Source organism: Clostridium tagluense, assembly GCF_003865095.1.
GTDB classification, from domain to species: domain Bacteria; phylum Bacillota; class Clostridia; order Clostridiales; family Clostridiaceae; genus Clostridium_AD; species Clostridium_AD tagluense.
Window position 1 is genome coordinate 45,069 of record NZ_BHYK01000009.1, and the last position, 17,226, is coordinate 62,294.

Annotated in this window: 14 protein-coding genes and 1 other annotated feature (1 of these 15 cut by a window edge); of the genes, 13 read left to right on the forward strand and 1 reads right to left on the reverse strand. The window is 29.8% G+C overall.

The window, feature by feature from the left end:
• Positions 1-11: 11 nt before the first annotated feature.
• Both Ctaglu_RS09675 and Ctaglu_RS09680 read left to right on the forward strand, forming a co-directional pair.
• Positions 12-1,754, forward strand: a complete 1,743-nt coding sequence (locus tag Ctaglu_RS09675; protein ID WP_125000620.1) for an ABC transporter ATP-binding protein — start codon at positions 12-14, stop codon at positions 1,752-1,754.
• Positions 1,754-3,535, forward strand: coding sequence for an ABC transporter ATP-binding protein (locus Ctaglu_RS09680; protein WP_125000623.1), 1,782 nt, complete (start codon positions 1,754-1,756; stop codon positions 3,533-3,535). Before Ctaglu_RS09675 ends, Ctaglu_RS09680 begins: the two co-directional genes overlap by 1 nt.
• Positions 3,536-3,631: 96 nt before the next feature.
• On the opposite strand, the gene Ctaglu_RS09685 is transcribed toward Ctaglu_RS09680, so the two are convergent.
• Positions 3,632-3,826: a hypothetical protein gene (locus Ctaglu_RS09685; RefSeq protein ID WP_125000626.1), complete on the reverse strand. Its 195-nt coding sequence runs from the start codon at positions 3,824-3,826 to the stop codon at positions 3,632-3,634.
• Between the two features lie 331 nt (positions 3,827-4,157).
• On the opposite strand from Ctaglu_RS09685, the gene Ctaglu_RS09690 reads away from it, so the two are divergent.
• The 11 genes from Ctaglu_RS09690 to Ctaglu_RS09740 all read left to right on the forward strand — a co-directional run bounded on the left by Ctaglu_RS09690 (position 4,158) and on the right by Ctaglu_RS09740 (position 16,984).
• The gene (locus Ctaglu_RS09690; RefSeq protein WP_125000629.1) at positions 4,158-4,469 is read left to right on the forward strand and encodes a PadR family transcriptional regulator; all 312 of its coding nucleotides are present in this window, start codon (positions 4,158-4,160) and stop codon (positions 4,467-4,469) included.
• Positions 4,470-4,485: 16 nt separating this feature from the next.
• Positions 4,486-5,079, forward strand: a complete 594-nt coding sequence (locus Ctaglu_RS09695; RefSeq protein WP_125000632.1) for an HAAS signaling domain-containing protein — start codon at positions 4,486-4,488, stop codon at positions 5,077-5,079.
• Complete coding sequence (locus tag Ctaglu_RS09700) at positions 5,066-5,410, forward strand: hypothetical protein (RefSeq protein ID WP_125000635.1); 345 nt, start codon at positions 5,066-5,068, stop codon at positions 5,408-5,410. Before Ctaglu_RS09695 ends, Ctaglu_RS09700 begins: the two co-directional genes overlap by 14 nt.
• Before the next feature lie 80 nt (positions 5,411-5,490).
• On the forward strand, positions 5,491-5,886 hold the full coding sequence (locus Ctaglu_RS25900; protein WP_507762482.1) for a DUF4097 family beta strand repeat-containing protein: 396 nt from the start codon (positions 5,491-5,493) through the stop codon (positions 5,884-5,886).
• Positions 5,887-6,039: 153 nt separating this feature from the next.
• Entirely contained in the window at positions 6,040-7,560 is a 1,521-nt protein-coding gene (locus Ctaglu_RS09710) for a YybI family spore inner coat protein (RefSeq protein WP_125000640.1), read from the forward strand.
• 117 nt (positions 7,561-7,677) lie between these two features.
• Positions 7,678-7,911: a S8 family serine peptidase gene (locus tag Ctaglu_RS09715; protein WP_125000643.1), complete on the forward strand. Its 234-nt coding sequence runs from the start codon at positions 7,678-7,680 to the stop codon at positions 7,909-7,911.
• Between the two features lie 86 nt (positions 7,912-7,997).
• A complete protein-coding gene (locus Ctaglu_RS09720) occupies positions 7,998-9,170 on the forward strand; it encodes a MalY/PatB family protein (RefSeq protein WP_125000646.1) in 1,173 nt (390 codons plus the stop codon).
• 41 nt (positions 9,171-9,211) lie between these two features.
• Complete coding sequence (locus Ctaglu_RS09725) at positions 9,212-10,219, forward strand: Wadjet anti-phage system protein JetD domain-containing protein (protein ID WP_125000649.1); 1,008 nt, start codon at positions 9,212-9,214, stop codon at positions 10,217-10,219.
• A 26-nt stretch (positions 10,220-10,245) separates the two neighbouring features.
• On the forward strand, positions 10,246-11,862 hold the full coding sequence (locus tag Ctaglu_RS09730; protein WP_125000652.1) for a hypothetical protein: 1,617 nt from the start codon (positions 10,246-10,248) through the stop codon (positions 11,860-11,862).
• Between the two features lie 12 nt (positions 11,863-11,874).
• Complete coding sequence (locus tag Ctaglu_RS09735; protein ID WP_125000655.1) at positions 11,875-12,591, forward strand: DUF6063 family protein; 717 nt, start codon at positions 11,875-11,877, stop codon at positions 12,589-12,591.
• Entirely contained in the window at positions 12,584-16,984 is a 4,401-nt protein-coding gene (locus Ctaglu_RS09740; protein WP_125000657.1) for a coiled-coil domain-containing protein, read from the forward strand. The genes Ctaglu_RS09735 and Ctaglu_RS09740 overlap by 8 nt, the downstream gene beginning before the upstream one ends.
• Positions 16,985-17,052: 68 nt before the next feature.
• Positions 17,053-17,226, forward strand: a binding site (T-box leader) (it continues 85 nt past the right edge of the window).

Below are 17,226 nucleotides of genomic sequence, written 5' to 3' on the forward strand. Positions count from 1 at the left end.
ATGTAAATAAAATGAAATTAGAATTGGGAGGATATAAAAACTTATTATCCAAGTATTTAAGAACACAGAAGTTAAACGTAATATTACTTGCATTAGTTTTAGTTGGAAATATAGGAGTGCAACTAATAAATCCACAAATTTCCTGTTATTTTATAGATGAAGCTAAAAAGGGTGCAGCGGTAAAAGATTTAACTATGGTTGCACTTATGTTTATTGGAATAGCTTTTGCACAACAGTTATTTAATATAGCGTCTACTTATCTAGGACAAAATGTTGCTTGGAGAGCTACCAACGACATAAGAATAGATTTAGTAAAGCATTGTATGAATTTAGATATGTCATTTCATAAGGAACATCAATCAGGGGAACTAATAGAAAGGGTAGATGGAGATGTATCTGAATTATTTAATTTATTTTCAAATGTAGCCTTAAATATACTAAATAATATATTGTTACTAATAGGTATTTTGATGTTGCTTTTCAGAGAGGGTTTAATAATAGGCATAGGCATGACCATATTTGCTGTAGTTTCTATTTGTTTTTTATGGTATGTAAAAACAAAAACACAGGGACATTGGATAAAAGCAAGTAAAGTAAATGCAGAGTTTTATGGATTTTTAGGAGAGCAAATTTCAAGTGCTGAGGACATTGCTTCCAGTGGGGCAAGAAAATATATAATGAGTCAATTTTATAATACCATGAGAAAAATGTTTCCTATAATTAATAAAGCCAATTTAACTTGGGCAACTATGTGGTCAGCTACTTTTATAATATTTGCATTAGGAAATGTTATGGCATTTGGTTTATCAGCATACCTGTGGAAAAAGGGTTTGATAACAATTGGAACTGTATATTTAATTTTTAGCTATACTGAACTTTTGCGAAGACCTATTGAGCAAATTAGAGTAAACCTTCAGGAATTACAAGTATCAAGTGCCAGTATAGTACGAATAAAGGAATTGTTTGACATTAAATCAAAGATAAAATACGGAAGGGATACTTTCGATGTATCTAAATCATTAGCAGTAGAAGTTAAAAATATTTCTTTTGAATATGAAGCTGGTGTAGATGTATTAACTAATGTTTCACTAAATGTAAAAGAAGGCAAAGTACTTGGAATATTAGGACATACAGCTTGTGGGAAAACTACCTTGGCAAGGCTTCTTGTAAGACTTTATGATGTTACAAGTGGAGAGATTTTATTAAATAGTAAAAACATAAATACTATTTCACCAGAGGAGTTAACCAAAAACATAGCTTATGTAACACAAAATGTTCAAATTTTTACCGCTTCAGTTAGAGATAATATAACTATGTTTAATAAAAATGTTGAAGATGAAACTATTTTAAATATAATAAAGGATTTAGACTTAATGCAGTGGTATGAGAAGTTCTCAAAGGGACTTGATACCATGCTTTACGCAGGTGGTAGAAATCTATCAGCAGGCGAAGCACAACTACTAGCTTTTGTTAGAGCATTTCTTAAAAACCCAAGACTTATTATACTGGATGAAGCCACCTCAAGAATAGATCCTATAACAGAGCAATTAATAGAAAGGGCATTAAATAAACTCCTTAAAAATAGGACAGGCATTATAATTGCTCACAGACTTTGGACGCTCCAGAGGGCAGATGATATTTTAGTTCTCCAAAATGGAAGGGTAATAGAATTTGGGAGTAGAGAAAAACTGCTAAAAAATTCTCAATCTAACTATTACAACTTACTTCAAATGGGTATAGAGGAGGCAAAATAATGGAGTCAAATTCAAAGAATATAAAAACCTTTAATTATGTGTGGGAGTTAATAAAATATAAGCCTTGGTTATATTTAATCACTGTTATATCATGGACAGCATCAGGCATTATACCATTAATACAGGGAATTATGGTAAAAGGTTTTTTTGACATTATTGAGGGAAAACCTTCTTTAAAGATTGGTATAGATGGCTTGCTGTTTTTAATAGTAATAATTACATTAATACGTATTTTAATAATACAGCTTGGATTCAGAACAGATGTGAGCAATAAATTTTTAATGAGCGCATTACTTAGAGGAAATATATTAAATTGTATACTTAAAAAACCAGGTTCAAAAGCAATACAAACTTCTATTGGAGAAGTTATAAATTCCTTTAGAGATGATGTAGAGCAGGTTGAATCTTCAATAGGTTGGTTATCATGGCTTATAGGACAAATAGTATTTTCACTTATTGCGCTTATTATTATGATCAGAATAAATACAAAAATAACACTATTAGTTTTTGTTCCTTTAACAGCAGTAATAGTATTAGCTCAAAAGTCAGAAAAAAAAGTTGAGAAAAACAGAGAAAAATCAAGACAGGCAACAGGAAATGTAACAGGTGCAGTTGGAGAAATATTTGAATCAGTACTAGCAATTAAGGTTTCAGGAGAAGAAAAATCTGTAATTAATAATTTGAAGAATCTAAATGAAGAAAGACATCATTTAATGCTTAAAGATTCTCTTTTAACTCAGCTAATTGATTCAGTATATAACAACGCAGTAACTTTGGGAACAGGATTAATTTTGCTATTAGCCGCGCAGGTAATAAGATCTGGAAGTTTTACTGTAGGAGACTTTGCACTATTTATATATTACTTAGCCTTTGTAACAGATAGCATAGAATCCTTAGGGAATTTCCTAGTACATTACAAACAGACAGGGGTAGCATTTAAACGCATGGCAAATCTTATTCAAAGTAAAGATAGTGATGAGTTAGTAAAGCATAAACCAATACATTTAAAAGAAGGAATTATTAAAAAAAGTAATGGAAATAGGTCTGGAAAAATCAAAGATAGTTTAATAGAATTAAGTAGCTTAGAAGTAAAAAGTTTGAATTTTTGTTATGAAAATTCTCAAAAGGGGATAAGCAACATAAATTTTTCATTAAATAAAGGGGAGGTAACGGTTATTTGTGGACGAACAGGTTCGGGTAAAAGTACAGTACTTAAAACTCTATTAGGACTTTTACCAGCTGATTCCGGTGAAGTTTACTGGAATGGAGAAATAATTAAAAATCTACAGAGTTTTTTTGTTCCACCAATAAGTGCATATACTTCACAAGTACCTAATTTGTTTAGTGCTACAGTAAGAAATAATATACTACTTGGACTGTCAGAAGATGAGGTAGATTTAAGGGGGGCTATAAATTTAGCAGTTTTAGAAAAAGACACAAAGCAATTAGAAAATGGATTAGACACAGTGATAGGTTCTAAGGGAGTAAAACTATCAGGGGGACAATTACAAAGAGTTGCAGTAGCTCGTATGTTTGTACGTAATGCGCAATTAATTGTGGTTGATGATATATCTAGTGCATTAGATAGAGAAACAGAAAAAACACTTTGGAAGAGACTTTTTAAAGATAATCTACGGACTTGTATAATTGTATCCAATAAAAGATTTGCAATGGAGCAAGCAGATAACATTATATTAATGAAAGGTGGAAACATTGAAGCTCAAGGGAGCTTAATGGATTTATTAGCAGAATGTAAAGAAATGCAGGAAATATGGAACTGAAAAACTATAACGTTGATTTAAACATGGATTGACTTCTCTTATCGGAATAAAATAGTACAACAATATAATAAATATAGAAAAAAACGACAAGTTTCATTACTTGTCGTTTTTTCTTGCAATTAATTTTAAATTGTTCGTGTAGATTTTTATAGAAGACCTTACCTTGTAGATTTCTGCTGCAGTAAGTAATGTTGCTGGTCCTAATATAGATAAAAAATTAATAACTTCCGTACCTTCCTGCGTAACAACTTTAGCATATACGCAATTTTGGTTTAGTAATACACCGCCCATTATACAACCTATTATAGTTGGGGTTTTATTAAATTTAATATCTTTTAGTTTTGATTTAAAGATAGAATTATTAATGATATTTACTACAGATTGTCTGGGGTAACTTAAATTTATTGTTTTTAATATAATAAAGACCCCCTAAAAACATATATTAATTATAGTATATGAAATTAAGTGTTAAGTGACATAGATATAATAAAAAAATAAAAGCAATACAATAAAAATCTAAACTAAGTATAAAGGGCTAATAAACTTTAATCAGTATCTTGCAATGTATAATAGCCTGTGCTATTATACAATTAAGGGAAAAATTTCAAAAGAAGGTGAATTAATGAATGTACAATTTAAAAAGGGCGTTCTTGAATTATGTGTGTTATCCGTACTTGATGGTAGAGATTGCTACGGATATGAGCTTGTAAATGAAATTTCACAAGATATAGATATATCAGAAGGAACCATATATCCTTTGCTTAGGAGATTAAAATCTGATGGGTTTGTAACTACTTATCTTCAAGAATCACAAGAAGGACCACCAAGGAAATATTATAGCATTACGCAGCTGGGGAAGAATACAAAAGAAGATTTAAAAGATGAGTGGTTAGATTTTGTAATCATAGTTAGTAAAGTTTTAAAAATAGAATAATAATGGGGGCGAGAATATGAATAAAAATGAATTTATGAAAGAACTTTCAAGGAATTTAAGTAATGTTCCAGAAGAGGAAAAACAAGATATTTCAACGGATTATGATGAATATTTTGCAATAGGTATAGAACAAGGGAGAAGTGAAGAAAACATAGCATTATCGCTTGGAGAACCTAAAACTATTGCAAAACAGTTAAGAGCAAACTATATGATTGAGAAAGCACAAAGCACAAAATCTTCAAGAAATATTGGTAGAGCTGTTATTGCAGGAGTTGGCTTAGGATTTTTTAATATAATATTATTAGGACCCTTTATAGCTATTGTTGGAATACTTATAGCATTATATGCGACAGCTTTTGGATTCACCATAAGTGGAGTAGGAGCAGTTTTAGGGACATTTCTTAAATCAATATTTCCACAGTATATATCCATGGATGTAAACTGGGTAATAAGTATGTCAATGGGTATAGGTTTCATTGCTTTAGGTGATTTAATGTTTATGGGTTGTAAAAATCTAAGCAGATGGCTATATAAAGAGACTATTAAATATTTAAAAACAAATATCAAAATAATTAATGGGAAAGAGGGGCAAAACTATGAAAGAATTTAATGAGAAAAAGACTATAAAGGGATTAATAATTATAGTGATGTGTTCAATAATACTAGGGGTCATAGGGTATGTACTTGAGTATAAACTCGGAATTATAAAATCCGGTAATGAAATAGCACAGGAAAATACTAATTCATCTAATGATAAATTTAATATGAATACTACAAAGGAATTTAGCAAAGAAAATATTAAAACTATAAATGTAGAAACTGTAAGCACAGATGTAAATATTATCACTACAAAAGAAGATAAAATAAAAGTTCATTTTTATGGTAATACAAAATCGAAAAAAAACAGTAGCATATTTAGAAACCAATCTAAATGGGGATAATTTAGATATATTAATAAAGTATCCTGTTTTTATGTTAAGTCTAAACGGAAGTATGAAAGCAAATTTAGATATATATATATATTCCGGAAAGGTATAAAAACAATTTAAAAATAGATACAACATCAGGGGATGCTATTATAGGAAACCTACAATTAGATAAATTCAAATTTGATACAACTTCAGGAGATATATTAGGCGGATCAGTTTCAGGCTCATTTAAGTTTAATTATAAAGACTTTGGAAATGATATTAATATAGACACTACTTCTGGAGATGTGGAATTAAAACTTCCTAAAAAATCAGAGTTTAAATTAGATTTTGATAGTACATCAGGTGATCTTAAAAATGACTTTCCTATAAAAATAACAGAAGAAACGGATAAGCATGAAATTAAAGGAACTGTTGGTAATGGAAATAAAACAATAAAAATAGATACAACCTCAGGTAATGCTATTCTTAATGCTTTTGGTGAGTAAAGGAACGGTGTAACAAAGTTAATATTATTACAATATACATTATAAGAACTGTTGCTATTTTGTAACTGAATTATACCTAATTTGTAAACATTCATAAAAGCACATGAGATATAATTAATTTATAAACTAATTTATCTTAATGGAGGAATAATTATGAAAAATAAAAAATTAACCCTATCAACCATAATATTAGGTTCACTTATTCTTGCAGGATCTACAATAAGCGCTCAAGGTATTACGTCGCCGAAACAACCAACCTATAAAATAGGTTCACCTATAGCAATACCTGAACTAAAATTAAGTAAAAATACTTATATTGCAGATTATAAGTATGTTGATATAACTTCCGATAATATAAAAGACAATGTAATTTTAACAGGAACAAAAACAAATAAGGATGATATATATTTTCAGAATTTAAATGTAATAGTTCAAAATGGAAAGACTAAAAAATTTATAAAATCATCTTTAGGAAAAGATAATGGTGGATACGAACCTACAATATTTTTAGGGGATTTTAATGGTGATAAAATGCCAGATATATTTGTAAAAATGCCAACTGGTGGAAGTGGCGGAATAATCGAATATTCTATTATTAATCTTAAGGGAAATAACGCAAGCGTACTTTGGGATAGCAAAAAAAATGGTAGTGAAATAGATTTAACAGGTAAGTTTGAAGATAACTTTATGGCCAGTCTAAGTAGTAAAAGATTAAATAAAACTATTCAAATTGATTTATCGCCTAATAAAGAGCAGTATACAGAATTAAATATATATGATAAAGATGAAAAATTGAAAGAAAATATTGAACCATGGATGAATGGATTTGGTGAACTAACCCCAGTAGACACGGATAAGGATGGGATATATGAACTGATTGGTTCTCAACGCATCGTGGGAACATGTAACGCAGATACACTTGGGTATTTACAATCAGAGTGGAAATGGGATGGCAAAAATATAAAATTAGAGGCTGATAAAGTAAAGTTCCAACGTATTTTCGCTCAAACTGAGGGCGATGTTAATGGTGATGGAATAAAAGAGTTTATTAGCTTAACAGGCACTTCTGATCTTAATTTATCAGGTCTGTATGTAGATAATATATGTCTTGAGGTTTATGATTCTAAAACTAACAAAGCTACTCAAATTCCTGTTAGCAAAAACAATTCTGGATATACTCCAACAATGGTTGTAGCTGATTTAAATAATGATAAAGCTTGCGAATTACTTATTACTATTCCAAGTGGCGGAAGTGGTGGTATGCAAGCATATAGCTTAATATCATTAAAAGATAATAAGGTTACTAATTTATTTGATCAAGAGAAATTTAACTATGGTTTAGAATATGATGTTCAATTTAAAGATGGATTCAAAGTTGATGTTAATGTTAAAGAAAGCAATAAAACCTATTCATTAGATATAAGTAGTATGAAAGATGTATATATAGATTTAAATGTATACAACAAAAATGGAAAGCTTATGCAGAACACTTCTGGTATGAGAAATCCAATAAGTAATGTTGAGGTTAAAGCTACTCCTGGTAAATATCAATTAATAAGTTCTCAAAGGGTAATTGGAACAAGTAATGCTGAAACACTTGGATATGTTAAGGGAACATGGGATATAGAAAAGGATGGAGTTAAGCTTGTTAATGTTGAAGTTGTAAATCCTTAAGCATATAATATCTTAAAAAGGTTATTTGAAAAATTGAATATTTAAGAATATTCTAGAAGAAAATACTCTCCATATATAAGTGGGAGTATTTTTTTCTAAAGTCGCTAATGTTACAGCATGGCAGATGATGATTTATTAAATGATATTGGTTATATAAATAACACAGGTACAAGTATGGCAGCACCCTATATAAGGGGCACCATAGCACTTATAAAGCAAGCGCACAGTAATTGGGGATTTGATGAGATAAAAGCAACTATAACAAATAATGCAAATATATTAAAAGATGAACATAATATTAGTAAACCAAAAATAATCTATTCACACGAAAATATTTTACAAGGGAGTTAAAATAGCATTATAATTATAAGTGGACTAGTATTGTAAACCTACAAGTTAGAAAGTTGTTAAAATTATATATAAGAAAGAGGGATATTATGAAATACGATTTTGATAAAGTAATAGATAGAGGAAATACCGAGTCTGTAAAGTGGGACAAATTAGAAGAAATATTTGAGGACAAAGATGTGATACCTATGTGGGTAGCAGACATGGATTTTGAGGTAGCCAAACCTATATCTGATGCTATAAAAAAGAGAGTGGAGCATTCTATATATGGATACTCTACAAAAGGTAGCGGATATTATGATGCAGTTATAAATTGGATGAAAAAACGCCATAATTGGGATATAAAAAAGGAGTGGATAAGTTATACTCCAGGTATAGTTCCAGCACTAAGTCACATAGTAAGAACTTTTGCACAACCAGGGGATGAAATTATTATTCAAACACCTGTATACCATCCTTTTTATAGTACAATAAAAAATAATGGATGCACCATAGTTAAAAATCCATTACAATATCAAAATGGTAGCTATAAAATGGATTTAGAGGATCTTAAAAAGAAAATTACTCCTAGAACGAGAATGCTTATTTTATGTAATCCGCATAATCCAGTAGGAAGAGTATGGTATAAAGAGGAGCTCATTGAGCTAGGACAAATATGTATAAAGAATAATATATTAATAGTTTCTGACGAAATACACTTTGATCTTATTTACAAAGGCAACTCTCATACAGTATTTGCATCTATTTCAGAAGAATTTTCACAAAATTCCATTATATGCACAGCACCAAGTAAAACTTTTAACTTGGCAGGACTCCAAGTGTCTAATGTGATTATTCCTAATGATAGATTAAGAAGCTTGTTTAAGATAACTTTAGAAAATAACGCCGTAAGTGAAGTAAACACCTTTGCATCTACAGCATTAGTAGCAGCGTATAATGAAGGTGAAGAATGGCTTACGCAGCTTCTTGAATATTTAGAAGGAAACTTAAATTTCCTAATTAATTTCTTTGAAGAACATATACCTAAAATAAAAATAGTAAAACCACAAGGTACATACCTTGTTTGGCTGGATTGCTCAGCATTAAATATGACATCACAAGGACTTAAAGAGTTTTTTGTTAAGAAAGCTAAAGTTGGGTTTAATGATGGAATTATGTTTGGAGAAGAGGGAGAACAGTTCCAAAGAGTTAATATAGCTTGTCAAAGAAGCATATTGAAGGAAGCTCTAGAAAGAATAGCTAGGGCTTATTTAGAGTGTTAGGCACATGTAAATGCTAGGCCGGATTATATAAGGAGAAAACCATGAAGGATTTAAAAAACCTCAACAAAAAAAGAATAGATATTGATGAGTTGCAACAATATCTTAATATAAGCAATTATATGGAACTTGTGAATGTAGTAATAAACTTAATTAACGAGGAAGTAATAATACCTATAAAAAGCAGCAAGTTAAATGGTAAAAAACCAGCTTTATATAATAGATATACCATTGTAGGAGAGAAGGAAGATAATACTAAGTTTGTATTGGAGTTATCCTATGGTATTAATATTAAGCTGGACAAAACTTATTACTTGAAAAACATTGATAAATATAAAGAAGACAGGAAATTTATTCTTTCTTTGAGTAAATTTCTTGATGAAAGGTTAAATTTACTTAGTACACAAGTAGCAGCTAATGAAAGAAGTTTTCAAATTTGGGAAAGAGAAAAGTTCCTTAACAGAGAAGGTGGGAAAAGGATACTGAAAAATCTTAACTTACCAGAAGAGTTTTTAAATATCTACGACACTACCCAGCCCCTTTCATATTATTCTTACAATAAAAACTCACCACAAAAGATTTTAATAATTGAAAATAAAGATACATTTTATAGTATGAGAAAACACCTTATAAAAGAAGGTAAAGGCATATTTAATGAGCAAATCTTTACACTAATATACGGTGGAGGAAAAAATATATATAAGACCTTTAGAGACTTTGAGCTTTGCGCTGAGCCCTACCTTTTACATAGAGATAATGAAATTTTATATCTTGGAGATTTGGATTATGAAGGTATAATAATTTATGAGGGGCTATATGAAATCTTTAAAGGAAGTTTTAATATAAAACCTTTTGTTAAAGGATATGAATTTATGCTAGATAAATTTATTGAAGAAAATATAAGCTTACCAAATACAAAAGAAGGTCAAAATAGAAATATAAGTGGAGTATTTTTAAGGGAATTTACGCAGGAGTATAGAGATGTTATAATGAATATACTTAGCTCAAATAAGTATATCCCTCAGGAAATATTGAATATTGGGGATTTTTAGAAGGCTGAATAGGGGGAATTAAAAAAATGCGAGTAGATTTTCTTAAAGACTTTGATGTAAGAATGAAGAAAGTTGGAGCCTATGTTCTGCTTTGTAAAAATAGTATGTTTAAGAATGTATGGAAGAATTATGGTTTTGAGGAAACTCATGAATATATAAATTTAATTTTTGCAGTTATGCTTTACATAATGGAGGAGTCACTAAAGGATGAATACTGCACTATGGATAGCATAGGTAGCTTTATTGATGATGTTAATATGAAGTACTTTAAAAAGTCTCTAAGTTATGAAGAATGCAAGGAACTAGGGGAATTTATAGTAAATGTAGTGCTATGTGATGAAGGACGTGCAATGTATTTTAAGGGCTTTGATTTTAAAGAAGGGGAATACACGGATATATATATAAGTTTTGTTTCTAATAAGATAGTTTATGTTGATGATGTGGTAAAAAGAACCTCTTATTATTTAACGGATGATGGTTATTCACTGCTTTTGTCTACCTTAGAAATTGAAAGCAATATGAAGCTCACCATACATGAAATGATATTTAAGCTTCATCTTGAAAAAGCTAGTTATGATAAGGCTGTAGATGATGTTAAGAATATATTTAATCTTCTTAGAATACAGCTTCAAAAAATGCATGATGCCATACGTAGAATTAGGCAAAATGCTCTTAACTATTCTGTAGAAGAATATAGACAATTATTAGAAGGTAATATGGATTCTTTAAATACAACAAGAAAGAAATTTAATGAATATAGAAATATGGTTAACCTTAAAATACAAGAGATTAGAGAGCAGGATATTAACGTTAAAAAGCTTAGTGGCAAGGAACTAGAAAATCTGAAATTCTTAGGAATAATTGAGCAGTATCTTGGTCGCGCAATTGAAGAGCAGCAAAAGATATTAAACACTCATTTTGATTTTAAAAGTGTTTACTCAAAAGAATTAGAGGAAATGGCTTCAATGTCGCTTATAAAGAGATTTAATATAGGGACGGATATATATGACAAGATTATGGAGGACAGCTCAAAGCTGGATACTATAGATTACATTTTAAGGCCGTTATATAGATCACCTATTACTAAAATATATAACCTTAATAAGTGCCTTCAGTATCAGAAAACCATAAAGGCAAAAGAACTTGAAGAAGATGAGGTAGTATCTTTTGAAGAAGGTCATTTTATAGAGGAAAAAAGAGAAAAAGCAAGAGCAAAGCTAGCGAAATACAGAAGCTCCTTAAAAGTGATTTTAGAATTTGCTAGCGAAAAAGAAGAAATATCTCTTAAAGAAATATCAGAAAAAATCAAAAATGATAGTAATAGTAAGGAAGTATTAATACCAACTGTTGAGATATTTAGAGAAATAATAATTGAACTTTTAAAGTATAAACATATTGATATAGCAGAGCTTAAAAAAGAAAAAGAAGAAACCATATCAGAAAAAGAAAAATTCGAATTTGAGTTAAATGAAACTATACTAGATTTAGTATGCGGTCAAATAGAACTTAGTGATATTAAAAATATTTATATTTCTAAAATAGTGGATAGTGTGGAAAAGATTAAGTTTTACGGACTTCCAAGTGATAAAGGTATAGTTAAAACTGTTATATGCTCAGATGTGTGTTTTAAAGTAGAAAGGTAGTGAGGACAAGTTATGTACAATATAGATGATATAAATACTAGCAACAAAATATTTTATTACTTAATTCAAAGTGGAGAACTTTCAGAGGAAAAGGAAAAAGATCTTTTTAGAATGTATTCTGAAAGTGAGCAGGTAATGAATTTAGTGAAAATACAAGGAGAAAACTCTGGCTGCAGGGTAGAAAAGTACAGTGGAGTTATATATCTTATACCCAGCGAGGAAAACGATTTTTTAGGGTACTCTAAAGGCGCGCTTAAAAAAGAACTTTGTAAGTCTAATTGCAATGATAAGGACTACTATTTATCACAGTTTGTAATACTTACTATGCTAGTCGAGTTTTATGGTTCTCAAGGTAGAACAAGTAAATCTAGAGACTTTTTAAAGGGTGGGGAGCTTTTAAACATAATAAGTAATAGATTAAAAGAGAGCGTGGAAAAAGAAAACCTAGAAGAGGAGCAAATCAAAACTGGTATTGCCTATACCAATATTTTAGAGCGTTTTGAAGCACTTAAAAGTTCGGACAAGCAAACTACTTCTAGAACCACTAAGGAAGGGTTTATATATACTATACTTAATTTTTTAGAAAATCAAGGACTTATAAATTATGTACAGGCGGATGATATGATAATTACTACCTCAAAGCTAGATAACTTTATGGATTGGAACATACTAAACAAAAACAACTACCAGAGGGTAGTTAAAGCTTTTGGAGGTGAAATTAATGAGTAAAATAAATGCTCTTAGAATTGTAAACTTTAGTTATAATAACAATTCTATGAAGATAGATGATGAGATATTCGAACTAGGTGGCGAGAGCACCCTTTTGAGCCTTAGAAATGGTGGGGGTAAGTCTGTAATGGTTCAGCTCATGATGGCCCCTTTTGTAAATAAGAGGTATAGGGATTTAAAAGATAGAACCTTTAAAAGTTATTTTACCTCATCATCACCAAGCTACATTTTAACAGAATGGGTGCTAGATGGTGGCACTTCGCATGTGCTTGTTGGTATGATGGTTAAAAAAAGGCTCATTTCCTCAGATGATGATTCCGGAGAAGATTTAGATATAGTAACTTTTATACATGAGTATAGAGGGAATAGTAAATATGATATTTACAATTTTCCAGCAGTTGAAGTTGAAAAGAATATTAAGAAAATCAAAAGTTTTACTAACACTAAAGTGTTGCTGGAAGAGCTGAAAAAAGATAAGAACATAAACTTTAATTATTTTGATATGACGGTGCCGTCGCAGACTAAGAATTACTTTGATAATTTAAGGCAGTATAAGATAAATAATAAAGAATGGGAAAGCATAGTAAAGAAAATTAACATGAAAGAATCAGGGTTATCAGAGCTTTTTCAAGAAGCAAAAAATGTATCAGGGCTTGTGGAGAAATGGTTTATTAAAGCTGTAGAAGATAAGATTAATAAAGATGAAGACAAAATAAAGAATTTCAGTGAAATAGTTAAAAAATACATATATCAGTATAGATATAATCAGTCTAAAATAGAGAAAAAACAAGCTATAGAAGAGTTTAGAATCTGCGCAAGGGAAATATTGGCTGTGGCAGAAATTTTTATGGAGCATAAAATTCACAGTGAAAGTTTGAAAAATAAAATAGCTAATCTTATAAAGTATTTAGAAGATAGTTTAAGTCTGGCGCAGCAAAACAAAGAGGAACTAGAGTTTAAAATCTCAGAAATAGAATCATATATTAGGGATATTAAATATGAAAAGATATCATCAGAGGTATACGCACTTTGTGATAAGGCTAAAGATATAAGTGCAGATAAAGAAACAGCTATAGAAGAAGCCTTAAATATTAATGAAAAAATAAGTGATCTTGAAAAAGCGCAGCAGGTGCTAGAGTGCTCAAAGATATACGGGGAGTACGTTAAAGCCTCAAGAGATGTTCAGAAATATGAAAATAGAATAGATATTGCAAAGGAAAAGAATAAGGATCTACAGCCAGAAAGGGAGAATATAGGCTTTACTTTAAAGAAACATTATGAAGGTAAAGAAAGGGAAACTTCAAAGGGTTTAAAGGAAAATGAGGAAAACATAAAGATTACAAAAACAAATATAGATGAAGTTAAAAAGGAAATAGATGAACTTAATAAGGAACTTCAGCAAAAGAGCATAGTAAAGGGTGGACTTCAAAGTAATATAAATTCTTTTTCAAAGGAAGAAGAGAATTTTAATAATAGATATAAAAAAGCCTTTATAAGAAACTTAATGGGATATTGTAATGAAGATTTTATAAATAAGGAAACCCTATCATATAGTGAAAGTTCAACTAAAAAAGAAGAAATAATTACTACGAGCAAAAAATTATATGAAGATAAATCTATTGAAATTAAGGCCAGGGAAAGAGAAAAAGAGGATGTTTCAAAAGAAATAAGTAATATAAATAATGAAATATGCAATATGAAAAATGAGAAAAATAAGCTACTTAAAGAAATAGAAAATAGAAAGAATATTATAAGATACATAGATGTAGATGAGAGTAGGCTCTTCCATAAAGAATATATAATAAATGAGTTTAATAGTAAAATTAGAATTTTAAAGCAGGAAGAAAATAAATTCATTATTAAATTAAATAAGTTGCAACAAGAGGAGAAAAAACTTCAAACGGGAAGAACACTAGAAATTCCAAAGGACATGGAAGAAAAGCTCCGCCTAAGAGATATAAATATAATCTATGGTATAGATTGGCTTAAGAAAAACAATTACAGTCAAGTGGAAAATATAAAATTCATAGAGGATAATCCATTTCTACCCTACTCCCTAATTATGGATCCAGAGGATTTAATAAAGCTTCAAAAAGAAGAGATAGGAGTGTTTACCTCCTATCCTATTCCTATAGTGAAAAGAGAGAGCTTAACTAATAAATCTAGTGGAAAAGTGAATAGTTTATGCAACTTAGAGGATATCACATTTTATGTATCCTTTAACAATGGTCTTATAAATGAAGAAGAGCTAAAGAAATTATTGTGTGAAAAACAAGGTGAAATAACTTCATTAAAGGAAGCTTTAGCAAGGAAGATAAGTGATACTCAGTTTTATGAAAGAAATAGAAGTGAAGTTGAGTTTTCTATATTGGATAAAGAAATTTATGAAAACTTAGAGAAACACTTGGAGTTAAAGGATGAAGAATTAATATCCAAGGAAAACAGTTTTAATATTCTTCGAGGTACCATAGCGGATATAAATAAAACTTTAGAAAACACAAACAAGACAATAAGAACGGAGGAAAGTGAATTACAAAAACTAAAAAGGGAAATAGAAGATTTTAATTTTCTTTTAAAAAGTTATGAAAGATATACTTTTGATAAGAAAAAGCTAGATGACCTTTGTGAAAATATAACTCAACTGACTAATGATAAAAACATTAAAGAAAAGAATAAAATAGGCCTTGAAATTTCATTATCAAATATCCAAGATGGACTTAGAGATTTAAATGGAAAGCTTAAGAAAATTCAGGATAATTTCAACAAGTACAATCAATATAATCAAGGTGAAATTTTGCAAAAGGATATAGAAGACTTAGAAGCTAGATATGACAGCTTAACTAAGGAAATTTCCACAGATATTCAGCTTTTAGAAGATAGCCTCAAAGATGCAAATGAAAGATTTAGGCTAAAAGAAGAAGATTTAATAGCTAAAGGTAGTGAATATTGTTTAAGTGAAATTCAATATAGGGAAGTAACCTATGATAGATTTAAAGAAGAAGAAATAAAAGGCCAGTTAAAGAATCTTAAAGGTGCTATAGCTAAAATCAATAATAACATAAATGAGTTACAAATAGCTTTTGCAAAAGTTGATACCAATATAGAAAATCTTTATAAAAGAATAAGAGATGATTTTAATAAAGAAACTCCGAAAGCAAGAGAAGAAATATTGGATAGAGATTTTAATAAAAGAACCTTTGAGAAAAGTCATAAGTTAGAAGAAGTTAAAAAGGAAAAATTATTATCAGTAAACACTATAGAAAAACTTGAAAACAATTTATCTAATTTAGAAGAGTTTAAGGATTTCGTTATAACTCAGGAGCTTATAATGGAGGTTGAAATTCAAGGGCTTAACAAATATAGCGGAGAGCTTAGGCGTGATTATAGACAGTCATTAGAGGAAGAAGCAAAGAAAAGTCTTGCCTTAAGTAATGAAATAAATAGAGTATCAAGAAAACCATTATTTTTAAATGATGATTTCTTTAAAAAGTCCTTAGAAACTATTGAAAGAAGTATAGATAAGCCAGATATTGTAATAGAAAACTTGAACATAACACTAGATGCTCACAAGGCATTAATGGAAAAGCTTCAAGCAGATATTGATTTAATAACTAGAGAAAAAGATAATGTAGCTCAAAGTATTTACGAATATGTACTAGAGGTGCATGCAAATATTGGGAAAATTGATAATAACTCTTCAATAAAAATAAAAGATAAATATGTAAAGATGCTAAGTATAAAGCTTCCGGAGTGGGAGCCAAGCAGTGAAATTTATAGATTAAGAGTTAATGATTTTTTAGAAGCTCTTACTATAAAAGCACTTGAAAGACTTCAAAGCAATGAAAATATAGAAGACTTAATATCTAAGAGTATTAATACCCGTGATCTTTACAATGAAGTTGTATCTATAAGCAATATAGAGGTTAAATTGTATAAAATAGAAGAGGATAGGCAAATTCAATTAGGTTGGAACGAAATTGCACTAAACTCAGGGGGAGAAGGCTTCCTTTCAGCCTTTGTAATATTGTCAAGCCTGCTATCATATATGAGACGCGACGAAACAGATATATTTGCGAGCAATGAAGATGGAAAAGTTCTTATAATGGATAATCCCTTTGCACAAACTAATGCAGAGCACTTATTAAAACCTCTTATGGATATAGCTAAGAAAAGTAACACCCAGCTTATTTGTTTGTCTGGACTTGGAGGAGAGTCTGTATTAAATAGATTTGACAATATATATGTGCTGGATTTAGTACCATCAAAGCTTAAAAGTGGGTTGAAATATTTAAAATCAGAGCATATAAAAGGGGAAGAATATATAGAAACTATTGTTGCTTCGAGATTTAAATTAGAAGAAGAAGTAGCCGTTGATCAAATGGAACTTTTTTAAAGGAACTGCTTGAATTAATTATTGACAATAGTAATAGCAACCAATATAATGTAATAAATGGAAAAAATATAAATACTATGAAGAGAAGAGTAAGTTTTGGAACAAGTTATAGCGAGCCAATGATGGTGTGAGATTGGTATGGAAACCTTAACCGAAAAACATCTCGGAGTATCCAGCTGAAAGCAATGATCTAAAAAGCAAGTAGGTGGGGACGGTATCACACCGTTATAAGTGAGCAGTAT

Coding starts and splice junctions, on each gene's coding strand:
- Ctaglu_RS09675 (WP_125000620.1), top strand. CDS start 12: ATGAAATTAGAATTGGGAGGATATAAAAACTTATTATCCAAGTATTTA.
- Ctaglu_RS09680 (WP_125000623.1), top strand. CDS start 1,754: ATGGAGTCAAATTCAAAGAATATAAAAACCTTTAATTATGTGTGGGAG.
- Ctaglu_RS09685 (WP_125000626.1), bottom strand. CDS start 3,826: ATGGGCGGTGTATTACTAAACCAAAATTGCGTATATGCTAAAGTTGTT.
- Ctaglu_RS09690 (WP_125000629.1), top strand. CDS start 4,158: ATGAATGTACAATTTAAAAAGGGCGTTCTTGAATTATGTGTGTTATCC.
- Ctaglu_RS09695 (WP_125000632.1), top strand. CDS start 4,486: ATGAATAAAAATGAATTTATGAAAGAACTTTCAAGGAATTTAAGTAAT.
- Ctaglu_RS09700 (WP_125000635.1), top strand. CDS start 5,066: ATGAAAGAATTTAATGAGAAAAAGACTATAAAGGGATTAATAATTATA.
- Ctaglu_RS09710 (WP_125000640.1), top strand. CDS start 6,040: ATGAAAAATAAAAAATTAACCCTATCAACCATAATATTAGGTTCACTT.
- Ctaglu_RS09715 (WP_125000643.1), top strand. CDS start 7,678: ATGGCAGATGATGATTTATTAAATGATATTGGTTATATAAATAACACA.
- Ctaglu_RS09720 (WP_125000646.1), top strand. CDS start 7,998: ATGAAATACGATTTTGATAAAGTAATAGATAGAGGAAATACCGAGTCT.
- Ctaglu_RS09725 (WP_125000649.1), top strand. CDS start 9,212: ATGAAGGATTTAAAAAACCTCAACAAAAAAAGAATAGATATTGATGAG.
- Ctaglu_RS09730 (WP_125000652.1), top strand. CDS start 10,246: ATGCGAGTAGATTTTCTTAAAGACTTTGATGTAAGAATGAAGAAAGTT.
- Ctaglu_RS09735 (WP_125000655.1), top strand. CDS start 11,875: ATGTACAATATAGATGATATAAATACTAGCAACAAAATATTTTATTAC.
- Ctaglu_RS09740 (WP_125000657.1), top strand. CDS start 12,584: ATGAGTAAAATAAATGCTCTTAGAATTGTAAACTTTAGTTATAATAAC.